The 17,295-nt window shown below is 62.5% G+C and carries 14 protein-coding genes; 3 read left to right on the top strand and 11 right to left on the bottom strand.

Annotated features, from left to right (window positions below; all coding sequences use genetic code 11):
• The first annotated feature begins 95 nt into the window (after positions 1-95).
• Both SE92_RS31975 and SE92_RS31970 read left to right on the top strand, forming a co-directional pair.
• Positions 96-1,793 (top strand): glycerol-3-phosphate dehydrogenase/oxidase, encoded by a 1,698-nt coding sequence (locus tag SE92_RS31975; protein ID WP_063202488.1) that lies wholly within the window; start codon positions 96-98, stop codon positions 1,791-1,793.
• 144 nt (positions 1,794-1,937) lie between these two features.
• Entirely contained in the window at positions 1,938-2,714 is a 777-nt protein-coding gene (locus tag SE92_RS31970) for a GntR family transcriptional regulator (protein WP_198172844.1), read from the top strand.
• A gap of 295 nt (positions 2,715-3,009) precedes the next feature.
• On the opposite strand, the gene SE92_RS31965 is transcribed toward SE92_RS31970, so the two are convergent.
• The 6 genes from SE92_RS31965 to SE92_RS31940 all read right to left on the bottom strand — a co-directional run bounded on the left by SE92_RS31965 (position 3,010) and on the right by SE92_RS31940 (position 9,222).
• Positions 3,010-4,431: an amidase gene (locus SE92_RS31965; RefSeq protein ID WP_063202484.1), complete on the bottom strand. Its 1,422-nt coding sequence runs from the start codon at positions 4,429-4,431 to the stop codon at positions 3,010-3,012.
• A 135-nt stretch (positions 4,432-4,566) separates the two neighbouring features.
• The gene (locus tag SE92_RS31960; protein WP_198172842.1) at positions 4,567-5,346 is read right to left on the bottom strand and encodes an ABC transporter ATP-binding protein; all 780 of its coding nucleotides are present in this window, start codon (positions 5,344-5,346) and stop codon (positions 4,567-4,569) included.
• A complete protein-coding gene (locus SE92_RS31955) occupies positions 5,270-6,061 on the bottom strand; it encodes an ABC transporter ATP-binding protein (protein WP_198172840.1) in 792 nt (263 codons plus the stop codon). Before SE92_RS31955 ends, SE92_RS31960 begins: the two co-directional genes overlap by 77 nt.
• Positions 6,025-7,035 (bottom strand): branched-chain amino acid ABC transporter permease, encoded by a 1,011-nt coding sequence (locus SE92_RS31950; RefSeq protein WP_063202481.1) that lies wholly within the window; start codon positions 7,033-7,035, stop codon positions 6,025-6,027. Before SE92_RS31950 ends, SE92_RS31955 begins: the two co-directional genes overlap by 37 nt.
• A 72-nt stretch (positions 7,036-7,107) precedes the next feature.
• Positions 7,108-7,959, bottom strand: a complete 852-nt coding sequence (locus SE92_RS31945) for a branched-chain amino acid ABC transporter permease (protein WP_198172836.1) — start codon at positions 7,957-7,959, stop codon at positions 7,108-7,110.
• Positions 7,960-8,007: 48 nt separating this feature from the next.
• A complete protein-coding gene (locus SE92_RS31940; protein ID WP_063202477.1) occupies positions 8,008-9,222 on the bottom strand; it encodes an ABC transporter substrate-binding protein in 1,215 nt (404 codons plus the stop codon).
• A 387-nt stretch (positions 9,223-9,609) separates the two neighbouring features.
• Here SE92_RS31940 and SE92_RS31935 point away from each other — a divergent pair, with 387 nt between their 5' ends.
• Positions 9,610-10,206 (top strand): TetR/AcrR family transcriptional regulator, encoded by a 597-nt coding sequence (locus tag SE92_RS31935; RefSeq protein WP_063202475.1) that lies wholly within the window; start codon positions 9,610-9,612, stop codon positions 10,204-10,206.
• A 72-nt stretch (positions 10,207-10,278) separates the two neighbouring features.
• Here the strand turns inward: SE92_RS31935 and SE92_RS31930 are convergent, their stop codons facing one another.
• From SE92_RS31930 to SE92_RS31910, 5 genes are all read right to left on the bottom strand, one after another.
• Positions 10,279-11,916 carry a flavin-containing monooxygenase gene (locus tag SE92_RS31930; RefSeq protein WP_245324760.1) on the bottom strand — a complete coding sequence of 546 codons (1,638 nt, stop codon included), beginning with the start codon at positions 11,914-11,916 and terminating at the stop codon, positions 10,279-10,281.
• Positions 11,917-12,188: 272 nt separating this feature from the next.
• Complete coding sequence (locus SE92_RS31925; protein ID WP_063202471.1) at positions 12,189-14,075, bottom strand: ABC transporter ATP-binding protein; 1,887 nt, start codon at positions 14,073-14,075, stop codon at positions 12,189-12,191.
• A gap of 34 nt (positions 14,076-14,109) precedes the next feature.
• Positions 14,110-14,955, bottom strand: coding sequence for an ABC transporter permease (locus tag SE92_RS31920; protein WP_245324838.1), 846 nt, complete (start codon positions 14,953-14,955; stop codon positions 14,110-14,112).
• A gap of 47 nt (positions 14,956-15,002) precedes the next feature.
• Positions 15,003-15,944, bottom strand: a complete 942-nt coding sequence (locus SE92_RS31915; RefSeq protein WP_063202467.1) for an ABC transporter permease — start codon at positions 15,942-15,944, stop codon at positions 15,003-15,005.
• Complete coding sequence (locus tag SE92_RS31910; protein ID WP_063202466.1) at positions 15,944-17,233, bottom strand: aminotransferase class III-fold pyridoxal phosphate-dependent enzyme; 1,290 nt, start codon at positions 17,231-17,233, stop codon at positions 15,944-15,946. Before SE92_RS31910 ends, SE92_RS31915 begins: the two co-directional genes overlap by 1 nt.
• Positions 17,234-17,295: the final 62 nt, after the last annotated feature.

Here is a 17,295-nt window from a genome sequence, read left to right as displayed (position 1 = left end):
TGACACGAACGGCGAAACAAGAAACCTCAAATTTCAACTTGTCATTATATGTTTTCGCCTCTTACCATGCCCCGAAAGGCAAGGGAGGAGTTGCGATGGATGCGCGCGAGGTCGTGCTGGGGCGTCAAGGGGCTATCGAAAGTCCCGACGTCCTGATCATAGGGGGCGGAATCAACGGCATCGGCGTGTTTCACGACCTGGCCCAGCAGGGCATCGCGAGCCTGCTCGTGGAGCGGGGGGACTTCTGCTCCGGCACCAGCGCCGCACCGTCGCGGCTGATCCATGGCGGGCTGCGCTACCTGGAAACGGGAGAACTGTCGCTGGTCCGGGAATCCTTGGTGGAACGCAACCGGCTGCTACTGAACGCACCTCATGTGGTGAAGCCGATCCGGGTATGGGTGCCACTTCGCAGCTGGACCGGCGGCGTGTTCGATGCCGTTGGACGCCTGCTGCATTTGAAGCGCAATCCCGGACAGAAAGGCGCGTTGGTCGTCAAGCTTGGACTTCTCATCTACGACCTGTTCGGCATGACCTTGCGGACCATGCCACGCCATCGCTTCGTCCCCTCAGGCGAACAGCGCAAGGTTTTGCCGGCCCTTGCACCGGACATCCGTGCCATCGGGGAATATTACGATGCCAAGGTCACGATGCCCGAGCGGCTCGGACTTGAACTCCTCGATGATGCGGAAGAGACCTGCCCCGGCGCTGTCGCACTGCCCTATGTGGAAGTCACTGGAATGAACGGTGGAGCGATCCGCCTGCGCGACGTCATCGGCGGCTCGTCATATGAGGTGCGGCCACGCGTTGTGGTCAACTGCACCGGCGCCTGGCTCGACCGCGTGGACGAGCGTCTCGACATTCACGAACGCATGATCGGCGGCACCAAGGGCTCACATCTCGTGCTGCGACATCCGGCGCTTGCCGGGCAGCTTCGCGACATCATGCTGTACTTCGAAACGGAGGACCATCGCATCTGCCTCGTCTACGCGCTCGACGCCAGCCACGTGCTGCTAGGCACGACGGATATGCCGACCGACGAACCCGATGAGCCCATCTGTACGCAGCAAGAGGTCGACTATCTCTACGCGGCGCTGCGGGAATTCCTGCCGGGGCTGGCCATCAGCAACGATCAAATCGTCTTTGCGTATGCCGGCGTGCGACCGTTGCCATTGACGAGAGGTGCCGTGGCGGGGGCTATCAGCCGTGATCACGAACTGCGGATGTTCGAACCGAACTCGGCGCGGCCATTTCCGGTCCTGTCCCTGGTCGGCGGCAAATGGACCACCTATCGAGCCTGCGCGGCCCAGATCAGCGACTCCGTGCTGGCACGGCTCGGCGTTGCGCGCCGCGTCAGCACGGCCGACGTCACGATCGGCGGGGGACGCGGCTGGCGATCCGATCCGGCCGAGCACACCCGTCTGATCCTGAAGCACAGCCGGTCGTTCGGCCTGGCGGCCGAGCGTGTCGAAATGCTGTTCGACCGCTACGGGTCCCGCGCCCTTCCCTTCCTGGAGCACCTGCCCGCCACCGGCGAAACCATGCTACGCCATCTTCCCAGCTATTCCGTACAGGAGATCTCGTTCCTGGTTCAACGGGAGCGTGTGGTTCGTCTCGAAGACGTTCTGCTGCGGAGAACCTCCATCGCCCTGCTTGGCGACGCCACTACGCCGGTCATCGACGAGATCGGGACGATCGTCGGGTGCAACCTGGGCTGGACAGATGAGCGCATCCGCGATGAGATCGCCGCAACGAAGCAGTTGCTTTCGAGCCGCCACGTAGTCAGAACAACCTAGCCAGGCCGATGTGCATGTTCGCAGCCAGACGCGGCAGATCAGACCATGAGATCGGCCTCGGAGCTTCAATCACAATCTTCCGGCTCCCTTGTTTTCCGAAGTTCCTGGGTGCCGGCTCATACAAACCTGGAGGGGGTAGTAGAATTGTCTGATCAGACGTCCGGCTTGGCACACCCCCGCGGACTCGCCTACGAGGCGGCTGACCGAAACTCCTCGACGCCACTCTGGTCTCAGGTCAAGGCGGCCATCCTCAACATGATCGCGACCACCCCGCTGGTGGAACACGCACGGCTGCCCTCAGAAGCGGAGCTTTGCGCGCAGTTCAACGTCTCGCGAACCGTAATACGCGAAGCGCTCAACCAGCTCGTTTTCGAGAGGGTCATCTACAAGCTGCAAGGCAAGGGCGCCTTCGTCGCGAGCCGTCGGGAGGATCAGGACTTCCTCGGTTCCAACATCGGATTCAGCGGCGAGTGGCGCGAGCGGAATCGATCGGTGTCGCGGCGTATCCTTCGTCAGGAGCTCGAGCAGGCGACCGAACGCGCGGCGCATCTGCTGCGTCTGACCTCCGATCGCTGGGTCATAGGGCTCGATCGTGTCCTCAGCGTCGATGGCGTTCCACGCATCCTTGTTTATACAAAGGTCGTCGCAGCTATCGCGCCGGGCCTCGAGCATATCCCGCTGGAGAACCGATCGCTCTACGAAACGCTGTTCCGCAAGTTCGGCCTGAAGATGCGGCGTGCCGAACGGTGGCTTGCGGCCGTGAAGGCCGGGGCCGAAGAAGCCCGGCTCCTGGATGTTGCGGAGAATACGCCACTGATTGCAATCGAATCGATTGGCTTTGCCACGCACGACGAACCGGCGGAGTACTACACGGCCTACTACCGTACCGATATAGGGCGACTGCATTTCTCGGCTGGCTGAGCAGCATAGAAGCACCAGGCCGTGTGAGAGCGCATCACCGTGGTAGATCGCGATGTATCCGATGCGTCGGGGGTTCGAATCCCTGGAGCGCTACCGCCATTCCCCCACACCAGCCCAGCTTGCGCTATTTTCTTCAATCATCCGCTTGAACCGACCCACCGCCTACCGGGCGAGTTCGAATTTTACTCGGGGCAATGCAACTGCTGAAAGACTACGACCTCTCTAAGCGGAGACGAGCGAACAACGCCGCAAAGAGCCGGACGGGAGCACATTTTCGGCGACTTGATGGAATCCATCAACACCGACCGATGATCGGACGCTGCCGCCACATCGGTACGGCGTCTTCGAACGCGGCGGCCGCCTGCAGGACTCCCAGATCGTTGAACCGGCGGCTCACGATCTGCAGGCCGACCGGAAGTCCAGCGGAGGTCATCCCACAGGGGACGCTCGCAGCCGGGTGACTGGACATGTTGAAAGGATAGAGAAACTCTGCCCAGGCCAGCCAGTCCCAAGTGTGCTCCGGCCAATGCGCCGGCCTCACCCGCTCGACCGGGAATGCCGCGACCGATGCGGCCGGCGTTATGAGATAATCCCAGTCCTCGAGGAACGACGCGATCCTGGCCACATAGGCCAGCTTGCGCTCCCGCATGTTGATGTAATCGGCCGCGGAGAACTTTGTGCCGGAGCGGATGCATGCCACGAGATCCGCGCTCATACGATCTTCCCATTCGGCCAGCAGCTTTGCGTGGCGCCCATTATAGACGCTCCAAAAAAAGCGCCCGAGATCCGGCCCAAGCGGACCCCAGTCGGGCGTCACCTCCTGGACGTCCGCCTGCAGCACGTCGGCGAAAGTCGACGCGGCACGGCGGACGATTGCGGCAACGTCGGCGTCAACGCGGGCGTGCCCAAGATCGAGGCTGAAGGCGATGCGCTTGCCTTTCATCGACGCCTTCAGCTTGGCGAGATAGGCGTCCGGCTGGGCCTCGCACGAGGTATGGTCCAGATGGTGCGGACCCGCCATGACCTCGAGCATCAACGCGGCATCGGCAACGGTTCGTGTCATCGGCCCGGCATGGGTACCGTAGTCGTTGTTCGAGACGGGAGCGTAGGGTATTCGCCCGAAGGTGGGCTTCAATCCGAATACGCCGCAAAAGTGCGCCGGCATCCGAATGGACCCGGCTCCGTCGGAGGCAAGGTGCAGCGGGCCAAAGCCGGCCGCCGCAGCGGCGCCGGCTCCGGCCGATGAGGCGCCTGCATTCATTCCGTGCCGCCACGGATTGTGGGTGACGCCGGTCACCGGGTTCCGACTCATGCCCGACCAGGCGAACTCCGACATGGTCGTCTTTCCGATCAGGACCGCGCCGGCCCGCCGCAGGCGATCCACGATGATGTTGTCGGCAGCCGCAATCGGTCCCCTCACGGCGTAGGAACCGGTCGACGTCTCGTGACCGGCGACGTCGAAGGCGTCCTTGATTGTGACTGGAATTCCCTCGAGAGGTCTCGCCGTCCCACTGCTAAGCAACGCCTCCGATTGCTTGGCGGATGCCAGCGCTTGCTCGCGCATCACCACGGAGAATGCGTTGACGATGGGATTGACGGCATCGATTCGATCGAGCACGGCGGACACGATTTCGGTCGGGGAGAGCTCTCTCCGGGCAAAGCTGTTCCGGAGTTCAACCGCCGTCGCGTATCCAAAATCGACGTCATGATCGGTCATCTGATATCCTCTTGTTGTAGGTGAGCGGCCGCTCCAAGCTCGAATTGAAGGTTCGACGCCGGGACCGCATGCGTAATTGCACTGCGCCGAAGTGGCTGACGCCGATGCGTCGGCGGGCAGCGGCGATGCAGATCTCTAATGGATGCCGAGATAGCGCTCGATCCGCTCCGGATCCTGCCGGCTTTCGTCCGCGGTGAGGCGATCGACGACGGCGCCGTTCTCCATGACCACGACGCGATCCGCGAGCGAAAGTGCAAAGGCGATGTTCTGTTCGACGAGAACGATCGACAAGTCTTCTCCGCGCAGGGCAGTCAGCATCTCTCCGACTTTCTTGACGATGACCGGCGCCAGCCCCTGCGAAGGCTCGTCGAGCAGCAGCAGTTGGGGTCCCAGCGCCAGACCGCGGCCGATCACCATCATTTGCTGCTGCCCGCCGGAGAGCTCCGCGCCTCGGCGCCTCAACAATGCCGCCAGATCCGGAAACCATCCAACGATGCGACGAAGATCGTAAGGCGAACCGGGACGATACCCGAGCATGATGTTTTCTTCGACCGTCAGCAAGGAAAACGGATCTCGCGTTTCCGGCACATAGGAAATTCCGGATCGCGCGATCTGATGCGGCCTCAGCTTCTCGATCCGGCGCCCGTTGAACGAAACTGCGCCGTTGCTGACCGGATTGATGCCCATGATGGACCTCAGCGTCGTGGTCTTTCCGGCGCCGTTCCGGCCAACGATCGCAACGACCTCGCGGCGACCCACCTCGAAACCGACACCGAACAAGGCCTGACTTCGGCCATAGTGGACGTCGATGGCATCGACGCTCAGCAGAGCCTCCTCCTCAACTGCCAAAATAGGCCTCCTGCACGTCTCTGTTCCCGCGAATTTCGTCCGGGCTTCCTTGAGCGACCACGACACCGCGATTCATCACGGTGATGCTGTCCGACAGATCCATGACAATGCCGACATTGTGCTCGATCATGATGATGCTGAACTCGCCCTTGAGCGACATGATCACCCGCTTCACGCGTTCCGCCTCCTTGCGCGACAGTCCGGCGGTCGGCTCGTCGAGAAGGATGATCTGCGGCGCGCATGCGAGGGTGACGGAGAGTTCGAGCAGACGCTGATCGCCGTACGACAGCTCCTTGACCGAGACATCCGCGATCTCGGACAAACCGAGGCGCGACAGGCAGGTGTCAGCCCATTGTCCCGCTTCCGGGAAGCTTGTTGCTTGCCGCCAGAACGCGAATGGATTTCCACCCCGGGCACGGTAGGCCGCGATCCAGACATTCTCGCGAACGCTCATGTCGGGATACACGCTCGATATCTGATAGGAACGCGCCACTCCCATTCTTGCCACGCGGTCCGGCGTCAACCGGCTGATATCGGTCGTGCCGAGGCGGATCGTCCCGGAGTCGAGCAGGAGATCCCGCGTCAAGAGATTGAACAGCGTGGTCTTGCCGGCTCCGTTTGGACCGAGAATGCTGTGCAGCCGGCCCTTGGCGAACGCTATGCTCACCCGGTCGACAGCGGTGTTTCCTCCGAAGCGCTTGCACAGCCCCTCGGCAGCCAAGGCGATCCCGTCGATATCCGCCGTCATACCCGAGCGCCTCGTTTGATCGCCCGCATCCACCTTTGCGAGGCGAGGCCCACGAGCCCCTGGGGCAAGTAGGTCATGATGATGATGACGAACAGTCCGAGGAGCAGCGGCCATCGCGTCCAGGCCAGGCTGAACAGCCCCTGCAGCCATATGAACACGGCCGCGCCTATCACGGGACCGAGCATGCTTCGTTGGCCGCCGATCACGACCATGAACACCACATAGGCGGATGCGGCCCAATGGACGGAATCGATGGGCATGATCCGGTACAGCATGCCAAAGAGCGCGCCCGCCACCCCGGAGACAGCGCCGGCGATCACGTAAGCCGCAAGTTGAAGCGCCGGCACGTGATAGCCGAGAGAGATAGTGCGTCGGCTGTTCTGGCGGGCAGCAGCAAGCACCAGGCCAAATGGACTCTGCACCAGCCGGGCCAGGACGCCTATCGAGAGCAGGAAGAGGACACAAACCAGACCGTAAAGGCTTCTATTATCGTCGAAGGAGAACGACCCGATCAGAGGCAGGTCAAGGACGGGACGACGAATGCCGGCAAGACCGTCCTCGCCCCCCGTCACCGAATGCCAGGAGTAGATGACGTAATAGACGAGCTGGTTGAAGGCGAAGGTCAGCATCATGAAATAGATGCCGAGCCGGCGAATGATCAGTCCGCCGATCATCGCTGCGAGCAATCCACCGCTCGCGAAGGCCATGAACAGGACGAGCGGCAGCGAAGTCCAGCCGTGGGCCAGGAAATAGCCGGCCGCATATCCGCCCACGCCGAAGAAGGCAGCCTGTCCAAAGGAGAACAGGCCGGCAGTCCCGATCAACAGGTTGGTGGCCATCGCAAACATGCCATAGATCAGAATCTCCGTGGCGATGTTGATGGGCATGACGAGCGGCAAGACGCAAACCGCGGCGATGGCGGCGAACGCCTTGAGGAGAGCGAAAGTTCGCCGTCCCGCCTTCACGCTCGGGATCGCCTGGCTCGCCGCGAGAGATTCTTCGGTCATCTTTGTCAAAGTGCTTCCATGATACTCGAATGGCCCAACCGTGGATTTCGCCGATGGCGCGACCGGCGCCCATCAGCGTTCGCCAAACAACCCCTGTGGTCGGAACAGCAGGATGCCGATCATCGCGGCGTAGATAATCGCCGTGCTTGCGGCTGGAGCGGCAATTGCCGTCAGACTTTGGACGACGCCGACCAGAACGCCGGCTGCGACCGAACCGTAAAGGGAGCCGAGGCCGCCGATGACGAGCACGACGAAGGCGATACCCAGCATGTCGCCCCCCATCGTCGAGGTCGCGCCGACGAGCGGCAGTGCAAGCCCGCCGGCGAGACCGGCCAGACCGGCCCCCATCATCATCCCCACCCCCAGCAGCAGATCCACATTGATTCCAAGCGCCCTCGTCGTGTCAGGCCGCTCGATGCCGGCGCGGAGATAGGCGCCGAACTTTGTCCGCTCGATCAGCAGCCAGACGGAGACGATCACCAGAGCGGAGAACACGCTCGCGAAAGCGATGTATTTCGGCACCACGGTGAAGCCCAGATTGACCGCCCCCCGCAACAATGGCGGCGGCGAATAGCTGAGGCCGATGGTACCCCAGCCGATCAGGAGCATTTGCTCGATCACCAGCGCGGCACCGAACAGCGTGACGAGCTGAGCGAGATATCCGCTCTTGCTCGCGGGCTGTATCGCAAACCGCTGCAATGCCCAGCCCGCAAGCGCAGCCCCTGCGAAGGCCGCGAGCAGACCCAGCGCAAATGGAAGCCCCATCGACACGGCCGAATAACATATGTACGCGCCGAGCGCGTACAGCGCCCCATGAGCGAAATTGGGAATGTTCAACAGCCCCTTGATGATGGAAAGCCCGAACGACATCAACGCATAGATCATCCCGATCGCAATGCCGTTGACGAGTTGCGCCGAAACCAACCAAAGCATCCGTCTTCCCCCTTCGTCGCAGTCGCCCGCCCGAGACAGCTAGAGCTCGGGCATCTGCTTGCATTCGTTCAGTTGCGACGGCTGGGGCGCATTGCCGGTGGCGACGATCTCCGCAAAATCTGCGGTGTGACGCATGGCGCTCGCGGGCTTGCATCGCGCGACAAAATACGGCCTGACCAGCTGATGGGTGTTCGGATCGATCGACATTCGGCCGAGCACACCATCCCACGACATCCGCTCGAGCGCCTTGATCACCGCCGGAACCTCGACGCTGTTCGCATTCTCCATGGCGAGAAGCAGCGTCCGGATGGCGTCATAGGCGTAAGCGGAGGAATATCCGGGAAGCGCCGCGAACTTCTTGTTGTAGGCGGCCACGAACTCCTTGTTTGCGGGCGTGTCCACATCGGGGTAGTAGTTCTGGCCCAGGATCAATCCTGTTCGCATCTCCGGAGCGAGTTCGGCGAGCTGATCGACCTCGAGCGTCCAGGGTCCCACCACGGAAATATTGTCGGCACCGAAGTTGGCGAATTGGCGTATCGCCGTGACCGCATCGGCGCCGGCCGTGTTCAAGAGCAGAATGTCCGGCTTCGCAGCGACGACCTTCGTGAGATACTGGGTATATTGACGCTCCCCAAACGGATGATTGTCGTTCCCGACAAGCTCGAAACCAAGCTCCGCGGCGACAATCCTGGTGTACTTCAGCAGCGCATGACCAAAGACGTAGTCGGCGGTGAGCGTGTAGATCGTCTTCTTCTGAGGAAAGCTCTTTCTGACGTATTCCAGCGTGGCGCGGATCGCCGTGTAGGGATGCGCCGACCATTGGAACGTGTATCGTCCGCAGCGCGTCCCGGTGAAGTCCTCCGACCCGCCCGCTGCGAACTGCAGCAGCTTCTCCCGCTGTGCGACTTCGGATTCCGCAAGTCCGACCGCGCTGGAATAGGCGCCGATGAAGTACCGCATGCCATCGCTGGTCGCTGCCTCCTGCACGCGCCGCACGCCCGATGCCGGCTTTCCCTCGTCATCGCGGGTCAGCAGACGAACATTGGTGCCGAGCACGTTGCTCCCGTGCATCTCGAGCGCCAGGGCGGCGCCGCGCGCCACCAAGTCGCCGGCATAGGCAAATGTGCCAGTGGTCGGGGTTATCACGCCCATGGTCACGGTACCGGTCTTCTGTGCCACGGCCGGCAGGATCGGAGCGGCCCCAAGTGCGGCGGCGTATGAGAGAAAGGCACGGCGCGTCGGCGTCATCTGCATGAGTATCTCCTCGCTCTAATGGACATGTTGGGATAGCGGCGGGGTCGTAGCTTTCGCGGAGCACCGCACGTCGTTGCCCGGCTTCACGCGGCGACGGACCGGACGTTCCGCAAGCGTGCGGGGGAAGGCAGACGCGAACGCCGCCGCCTGCTCCGCGGCCCCATTGCGCGGACCCCGGCCCGCGAAGAGACGGATCCCTTCACTGTGCGGGACTGTGTGATAATGCACGAGCGGATTCGGCCTTCGCAGGTGACCGACCGTGTTCTCCAGCAGGACTAACGTTCGAGAGCCACTCATGAACCCAGAACCCCCAACCCCGCGAGGTCCCTTCTCGACTCCGCCGGACAATTACAATACGGTACGTTGCGTATGTCAATAGGATCTGCCATGCCGAAAAAGACCGCTGGCCGTGCCGGGCGTCCCCGGGACGAAAACGTCCACCGCGCCATCCTCGACGCGGCGAGGGATCTCATCCGCGATGAGGGTTACGCCTCGTTCTCGATCGAAGGCGTCGCAGCGCGTGCCGGAGTCGCCAAGCAATCGATCTATCGGCGGTGGTCCTCGAAGGGCGCCTTGCTGGTGGACTTGTACATGGACGGGCTCGACAGGCCGGAACCGGCGCTGGGCCGCGGCTTTCCCGACGATCTGCTCGCGGTTCTCCAGCAGACCACCAAGCGCGTTCAGGACCCGACATATGCCAACATCCTGAAGAGCGTGGTCGTCGAGGCTCAAAGCGATCCCGACATGCGGAAGCTGGTCTTGAAGAAGATTGTCGAGCCCCGCAGGGAGGCTGCGAAGACGCTCATCACCAACGCAATCGCGGCCGGCGAGCTGCCGAGCACGCTCGACGCGGAGATGATCGTCGACTTCGTATTCGGCGCCGTCTGGTTCAACCTGCTGCTCGGAGATGCCAATCTGACCAGCCAGTTCGCGCGTCGAATCGTGAAGACGATCGAGTTGCTCAACCCGGCCGGCAGGCCGTGACACCAGGCCCGAACCGCCGAAGGAGCTTCATCCAGGCTCCCTCGCGTTATCAAGCACGCCACGAGCAGCGGTTCAGGCGAGGTGACGCGGATTCAGTTCGGCGCCGAACACCATCGGATCGTAGACCGGGGTCGGAATTCCTTCCATCCGCGCCTTGATCTGGATGGCAAGCAGCTTCGAATAGAACCGGGCCTGCTGGAGATTTCCGCCTTGCACCCAGAGCGATTGCTGGCGCGTCGGTTTCCACATATTGCGAAGCTCGCCCATCCATGGACCGGGATCGCGCCGGGTGCCCGATCCCAAGCCCCAGATGTGGCCGACAGAGCGGGCGACATCGGGCGATATCAACTGTTCGATCCAACGCTCCATGGGATCGAAGCCGGTGGCGTAGACGATGAGATCAGCCGGCAACGAGGCGCCGTCGCTCAGCATGACCCCGTTGGCTTCGACCTGCTCGATATGGACGCCGCTCTTCAGCTTGACGCGCCCGTCCATGATCAGCTCAGAAGCGCCGACGTCGATGTAATACCCGGATCCGCGCCTGATATACTTCATCGAGAGGCCGCTACCATCCTCGCCGAAGTCGAGCATGAAGCCAGCCTTGGCAAGGCGGTCGTAGTATTCGGCATCGTGGATCTTGATCTCGTCATAGACCGCCTTATGGGCCTCGGCCAGCAAGGCGTAGGGCCGGGATGCCGCAATGAAGTCGGCCCATTCCGTGGTGATGCCCGCTTTCAGCGCCTCTTCCGAATACAGCTTGCTCGAAAAGAACTTCATGATGGTCGCAGCGCGAACGACGAGAGTGGAAGAGCGCTGGATCATGGTGACGTCGGCCCCGTGCTCCCAGAGATCCGCGCAGATGTCATGCGCCGAGTTATTCGAGCCCACCACGATGCATCGCTTTCCCGCAAAGCCCTCCCCGGTGCGATAGGCGCTGGAGTGAAATTGAAGACCTTCAAAGGAGGTGGCGCCCGGATAGTTTGGAATGTGGGGCGCTCCGGACATCCCGGTCGCAATAACCAATTGCTTGGGCCGAAGCGTGACGGTCTCGCCCGCACGCTTCGCGGTGACCGTCCATTCGCGGCTCGAAGCATCGTACGCCGCCGAAGTCGCCTCAGTGGAGCTCCAGATGTCCAGCTCCATGATCTGCGCATAGGCCTCGATCCAGTCAGCCATCTTGTCCTTGGGCGTGAACACGGGCCAATGGTCCGGAAAGGGCAGATACGGCAAGTGAATGTTCCATACGGGATCATGAAGGCACAGCGACCTGTAGCGCTCCCTCCAAGCGTCACCCGGCCTTGCATGCTTGTCGATCACGAGGGTGGGGACGTTCAGCATCTTCAATCGGGCCGCAAGCGTCACCCCACCCTGTCCGCCGCCGATGATGAGGCAATAGGGCTGCGTGGAGACACCGAGTTCGCGCTGGATCTCGCGCCGTCGCTCGGTCCACGACTTTCGGCCCGCGAACGCACCATGTTGGACACCCTTGTCGCGCGCGGCACCGAGCTTCTCATCATGCCCCTTGAGTGCAACCACACAGGTGAACAAGGAGACGCAGCGGCCGTCTCTCAAGCGAATATGGCCGCGGCAATTGGCCGTCGTCGTCTCGAACCGGAACCACGCCTCCAGAGACCCTTGCGCACCCGGAAGCGGACCGTCCTCGAGCGCGAAGGCGTGCGGATTCGCGGCTTCAACGCAGCGCGCCAGCATGTCTTGAATGGCAGGGCCTCCCTCGACGGTGATGATCGACCAGGAGAACGCCAACAGGTCGCGCCAATGGGCCGCCTCGTGAAACAACGACCTCACCCGCTTCGGATCACGCCCCGCGAGACGCTCGGCGAACTCGTTCAGCCAACTTGCGCATTGATCCGCTGCTTCGCTATGGGCCACCGTCTGTCTCCTTCAAAAAAACTGATGCGCGGAAGCGGCACGATGGGCCTGCTCCTGCGGTGGCGGACACGCCAGCTGCCGGCGTCCGCCCGTCACGCGACCGAGGTCGCACCCCAGTCGTCCGACGATGTCTGAACGAAATGCCCGGGGGACACCTCGATGTAGCTCCGCTGCGGCGGCACGAAATCGACCGCGCGGACCGGACTGGGTATCTCGTCGCTGGATAGCGTGCGCCGTTGCAGCCGCCGTGCCGGATCCGGAATCGGGACCGCAGCAAGCAGGCGCTTGGTATAGGGATGCTGAGGATTGCCGAAGATCCCGGCCCGCGGACCGATCTCGACGATCTCTCCGAGATACATCACCGCCACGCGATGGCTGACGCGTTCGACCACCGCCATGTCGTGCGAAATGAAGAGATAGGCCAGTCCCATCCTGGCCTGCAGGCCGAGCATGAGGTTGATCACCTGCGCCTTGATCGACACATCGAGGGCCGAAACCGCTTCGTCAGCGACGATGATCTTCGGCTCGAGCGCGAGTGCTCGCGCGATGCAGATCCGTTGCCTCTGGCCACCGGAGAACTCGTGCGGATAGCGGCTCGCCATGTCGGGCCTCAGCCCAACGAGTTCGAGGAGTTCGGCGACCCGATCCCGGACCTCTTGCTGCCGATAGGACCCATGCGCCTCCAGAGGCTCGGCAATGGAACGGCTCACGGAGAGCCGCGGATTGAGACTCGCAAAGGGATCCTGGAATACGATCTGCAGCATTTTTCGCAGCTCGCGCATCTCCCGATCCGAGAAGCCGGAGACGTCTTGCCCGTCGATCATGATGGCGCCGGAACTAGGCTTGGTCAGCCCCATGATCGACCGTCCGGTCGTCGACTTCCCGCAGCCTGACTCTCCGACGAGAGCCAGTGTCTCTCCCTGCCTCAGGCTGAACGACACGTTCTCGACGGCGTGGACCCGGCCGGACAACCTGCCGAAGAGGCCCGATGCCTGGTCGAACCGGGTCGTGAGATTGACGACCTCGAGGACCGGACGCTGCGATGCGACCACGGTATCCGGCATATCGTCGGGGGCGTCGATCTGGCCCGTCTGCTTGTCGACGACCGGAAATCTCATCGGTCGTTCCCGTCCCAGCATGGACCCGAGCTTCGGCACGGAGGACAGCAGCGAGCGGGTATAGCCGTGTCTGGGCGAGGCAAATATCTCCTCGGTCGCTCCTGTCTCGACGACGTTCCCGTGATACATGACGACCGTTCGCTCGGCGATCTCGGCAACCACGCCCATGTCGTGGGTGATGAAAAGGACGGCCATGTCCTCTTCTTCCTGCAGCGATTTGATGAGCTGAAGGATCTGAGCCTGGATCGTGACGTCGAGCGCAGTCGTGGGCTCGTCCGCGATCAGCAGTTTCGGACGACATGCCAGCGCCATGGCGATCATCACCCGCTGACGCATGCCGCCGGAGAAACGATGGGGATACTCGCTCAGACGCGATCGCGCGGCGGGAATCCGCACTTTCTCCAGAAGACGGATCGTTTCGGCGTCAGCCGCCTGGCGCGAGAGGCCGCGATGGGTGATCAAGGCCTCGGAGATCTGAAATCCGACGGTCAGCACCGGATTGAGGCTGGTCATCGGCTCCTGGAAGATCATCGCAATCTTGTCGCCGCGAACATCCCGCATCTCCGACTCGGAAAGGCCAAGGAGGTCCCGACCATCGAGCTTGATGCTGCCGCCGACGCGGCCGTTGCCAGCGCCGATCAATCTCAGGATCGACAGCGCGGTGACGCTCTTGCCGGATCCGGACTCTCCGACCACGGCGACGGTCTCACCTCTGGCCACGTCGAAGGAGACGTCGTGCACCACCTCGTTCCACCCGCCGTCAACGCGAAACGCGACGTTGAGATTGCAGACCTCGAGGACCTTTCCAGATCCGCACGCTGCTGCGCGCGGCAAGCTCGGAGCCGTGGCAATGTTCGACATGACTGTCCCCTGCGGTTGCACCTGATCTCCTTCGTCAGAGCCGGCCGGCCAATCGCGGGTCGAGCGAGTCGCGAAGACCGTCGCCCAGCAAGTTCACAGCGAGAACTGTGAGGGACAGGAAGATTGCCGGGAACATCACGATGTAGAACTTGACCTGCCAGAGCGCGCGTCCCTCGGCCATGATGTTGCCCCAAGAGGGCACGATCGGCGGCGTTCCGGCACCGATGAACGACAGGATTGCCTCCGCGATCATCGCAGACGCGCAGATGTAGCTTGCCTGCACGATCAGGTGCGGAAACGTGTTCGGCAGGATGTGCATGTACAGGATCTTCGGAGTCCGGGTGCCGGCCGCCACGGCGGCATCGACGTAGGGTTGCTCGCGAAGGCCGAGCACGACACCACGAACGAGGCGTGCCACGCGTGGAATCTCGGGGATCGTAATTGCGAGAATGACGTTGCCGATCGAACCCCGGGTCAGCGCCATGAGCGCCACGGCGAGCAAAATCGCCGGAATGGCCATCAGGCCATCCATCAGGCGCATGATGATCGCATCGGCCCTGCGCGAGAACCCGGCGACGATACCGACCAGGAGCCCTCCGATCGAGGCAAAGACGGCAACTGAGATGCCGACGACCAGAGACACCCGCGTGCCATAGAGGACCCGCGAATAGACATCCCGACCCATTATGTCCGTCCCGAACCAGAATTGGGCCGAGGGATCGCGGGTCCGCAGCATTGGCGAGAGGGCGCCCGGATCGACCGTCCCGAGAACGGGTGCAAACAGCGCGATCAGGACCATGCAAGCCAGCAGCGCTCCGCCGACGGCGATCGTGGGATGCCGCCGCACCGTCCTGAACGCGGCCGAAGTCCGCAGTGCAATGCCCCCATGTGGCGCCGCCAATGAGGAAGCGTATGACGATGGCGTGATCAATACCGGATCCTCGGATCGACGATGGTGTAGACGAGGTCAACACCGAGATTGACCAGCACGTAGGCGGAGGAGAACAGGAGGATGACACCCTGAATGACCGGATAATCCCGACGCAGGATCGCGTCGACGGTCAACCGGCCGAGGCCGGGAAGAGCAAACACGCTTTCCGTCACCACGGCGCCTCCGATCAGGAGGGCGACGCCGATCCCGATCACCGTGACGACGGGCACGGCGGCATTCTTCAGCGCGTGAACGAACAACACCCTGGTCTGTCCGACCCCTTTAGCCCTAGCCGTCCTCACATAGTCCTGCTGAAGGACCTCGAGCATCGTGGCGCGGGTGACGCGCGTGATCAGCGCGACGTAGACGCATCCGAGCGAGAACGAAGGCAGGATCAGGTGCGACAGCCAAGACCAAAGCCCCTTGGTGATCGATGTGTATCCCTGAACCGGAAGCCAATCGAATTCCAGCGCGAAGACGTGTGCCAGCAGGTATCCGACCACGAAGATCGGCACCGAGAAGCCGAAAACCGCGAACATCATGATGGTGCGATCGATCCAGGTCCCGGCTTTCGACGCGGCGACCACGCCGAGCGGCACCGCGGTCGAGATCGCGAAGATCAACGTCACCGCCATCAGCGACAGTGTCGGCTCGAGGCGTTCGCCGATCAACCGATTGACCGGCAATCCCGTGAAGATCGAGTTGCCGAGATCGAGATGTACGAGCTGCCAAACCCATTCCAGGAATCGGATCAGGAACGGACGATCGAGACCGAGGCTCGCTCTGATGTGGGCGATCTGAGCGGGAGTGGCCTGATCGCCCGCGATCACGAGCGCGGGATCGCCGGGCGCCACGTAGAGCAGCGAAAAGACGAACAGCGCGACGGTCGCCATCACGGGGATGGTTGCCATCAGGCGACGCAGGACATAGGCCAGCATCAGTTCCTCTTCGGTTGCGACGCGAGGCGCAGAAGGAGGAGTTCGTTCGATTGGGCGGGCAAGGTGGGCAATTGCCGCTTCAGTTCGGCGAATGCCCTGTCGGTAATGTCGAGCGTGTTGTCGACGTCGTCCGTCGTCATGGCGGCGTTGAAGAACATGTTGTGATAGGGATGCAGATAGGCTCCCGATCGAGCCGCGAAGCCGGTCCAGAAATAGCCCTTCCGCATGTCCGGATCGTCATCGAACAGAATCTGCGGCATCTGCGAGGGGCCGGTCTGCCGAACGGGAATGCCATGTGCGGAAGCCTGGGCGGCGATGCCCGCCCGCAGCCGCGCGGAATTGGCGATGATCCGCTCCAGATAATCGGTCGTTCTGATCTCCCGCAGCGTTGCGATCGCCGCCGCCATCGGCACAGCGGAGAACCAGAAGGAACCGGTCACGTAGATGCCGGACGCGGCGCTGCGCACCTTCTCCGAGCCGACGAGAGCCGAGATCGGATAGCCGTTGGCGAGCACCTTGCCCCACGCACTGAGATCGGGCTGCACGCCGTGAACCGACCAGCTGCAATCGCGCGCAAGCCGGAAACCGGTGCGCACCTCGTCGAGGATCAGCAACGCGTCGGCATCATCGCAGAGCTTTCTCAGCCCGACCGCATAGTCGGCCGAAGGCGCGTACTGGTCGGCGAAGGTCTCATGCCGAAATGGGGTCGCGAACACGCCGGCGACGTCACCGTCGGCCTTCCGGAACGCGTCCGCCGCGCTGTCGAGATCGTTGTAGTCGAAATAGACGATGTGGGCCCTGTCTTCCGCGGTGATTCCCTTGGGGTTGGGCGTGTTCCAGGGCGCCGCGCCGTGATAGGTCCCCCTCGCAACCAGTATCTTGTTGCGATCGCGATACGCCCTCGCCGTGACCATCGCCATCGAGGTTGCGTCGCTGCCGTTCTTGCAGAACATCGCCCAGGCAGCATGGCCGATCATCGATACGAGATCCTCGGCCAGCACGACCATGGCCTCGGACGGCCCGGTCATCGTATCTCCCATGGCGGCCTGGGCTCGCACGGCTTCTTCGACGCCACGGTGCCGATAGCCGAGCAGATTGGGACCGAAGGCACACATGTAGTCGACATAGCGATTGTCATCGCAGTCCCAGAGATAGGTACCTTCGGCCCGCGCGAAGAATTGCGGGAAGTCCTCCGGCAGCAAGGCAACCGACTCGTGACCATACATCCCCTTTGGGATGACCTGCCGGGCGCGTTCGCGCAGTTCGGAATCCTTGGAGTTTCTCTTCATGAAAGTGTCCGTCTGAGTAGAGGAAGCACGCGCCTTACCCGCGCGGAGTTCGTCGATGCCGG

It is taken from the genome of Bradyrhizobium sp. AT1 (genome assembly GCF_001590795.1).
Taxonomy (GTDB): domain Bacteria; phylum Pseudomonadota; class Alphaproteobacteria; order Rhizobiales; family Xanthobacteraceae; genus Bradyrhizobium.
The sequence above is the reverse complement of the archived record's forward strand: the minus strand, read 5'-3'. Positions and strand labels throughout refer to the sequence as shown.

Excerpts from the sequence above, each read along its gene's own strand:
- SE92_RS31935 (WP_063202475.1), top strand. The coding sequence starts at position 9,610 with ATGCCGAAAAAGACCGCTGGCCGTGCCGGGCGTCCCCGGGACGAAAAC.
- SE92_RS31915 (WP_063202467.1), bottom strand. The coding sequence starts at position 15,944 with ATGCTGGCCTATGTCCTGCGTCGCCTGATGGCAACCATCCCCGTGATG.
- SE92_RS31940 (WP_063202477.1), bottom strand. The coding sequence starts at position 9,222 with ATGCAGATGACGCCGACGCGCCGTGCCTTTCTCTCATACGCCGCCGCA.
- SE92_RS31975 (WP_063202488.1), top strand. The coding sequence starts at position 96 with ATGGATGCGCGCGAGGTCGTGCTGGGGCGTCAAGGGGCTATCGAAAGT.
- SE92_RS31965 (WP_063202484.1), bottom strand. The coding sequence starts at position 4,431 with ATGACCGATCATGACGTCGATTTTGGATACGCGACGGCGGTTGAACTC.
- SE92_RS31910 (WP_063202466.1), bottom strand. The coding sequence starts at position 17,233 with ATGAAGAGAAACTCCAAGGATTCCGAACTGCGCGAACGCGCCCGGCAG.
- SE92_RS31950 (WP_063202481.1), bottom strand. The coding sequence starts at position 7,035 with ATGACCGAAGAATCTCTCGCGGCGAGCCAGGCGATCCCGAGCGTGAAG.
- SE92_RS31930 (WP_245324760.1), bottom strand. The coding sequence starts at position 11,916 with ATGCTGGCGCGCTGCGTTGAAGCCGCGAATCCGCACGCCTTCGCGCTC.
- SE92_RS31925 (WP_063202471.1), bottom strand. The coding sequence starts at position 14,075 with ATGTCGAACATTGCCACGGCTCCGAGCTTGCCGCGCGCAGCAGCGTGC.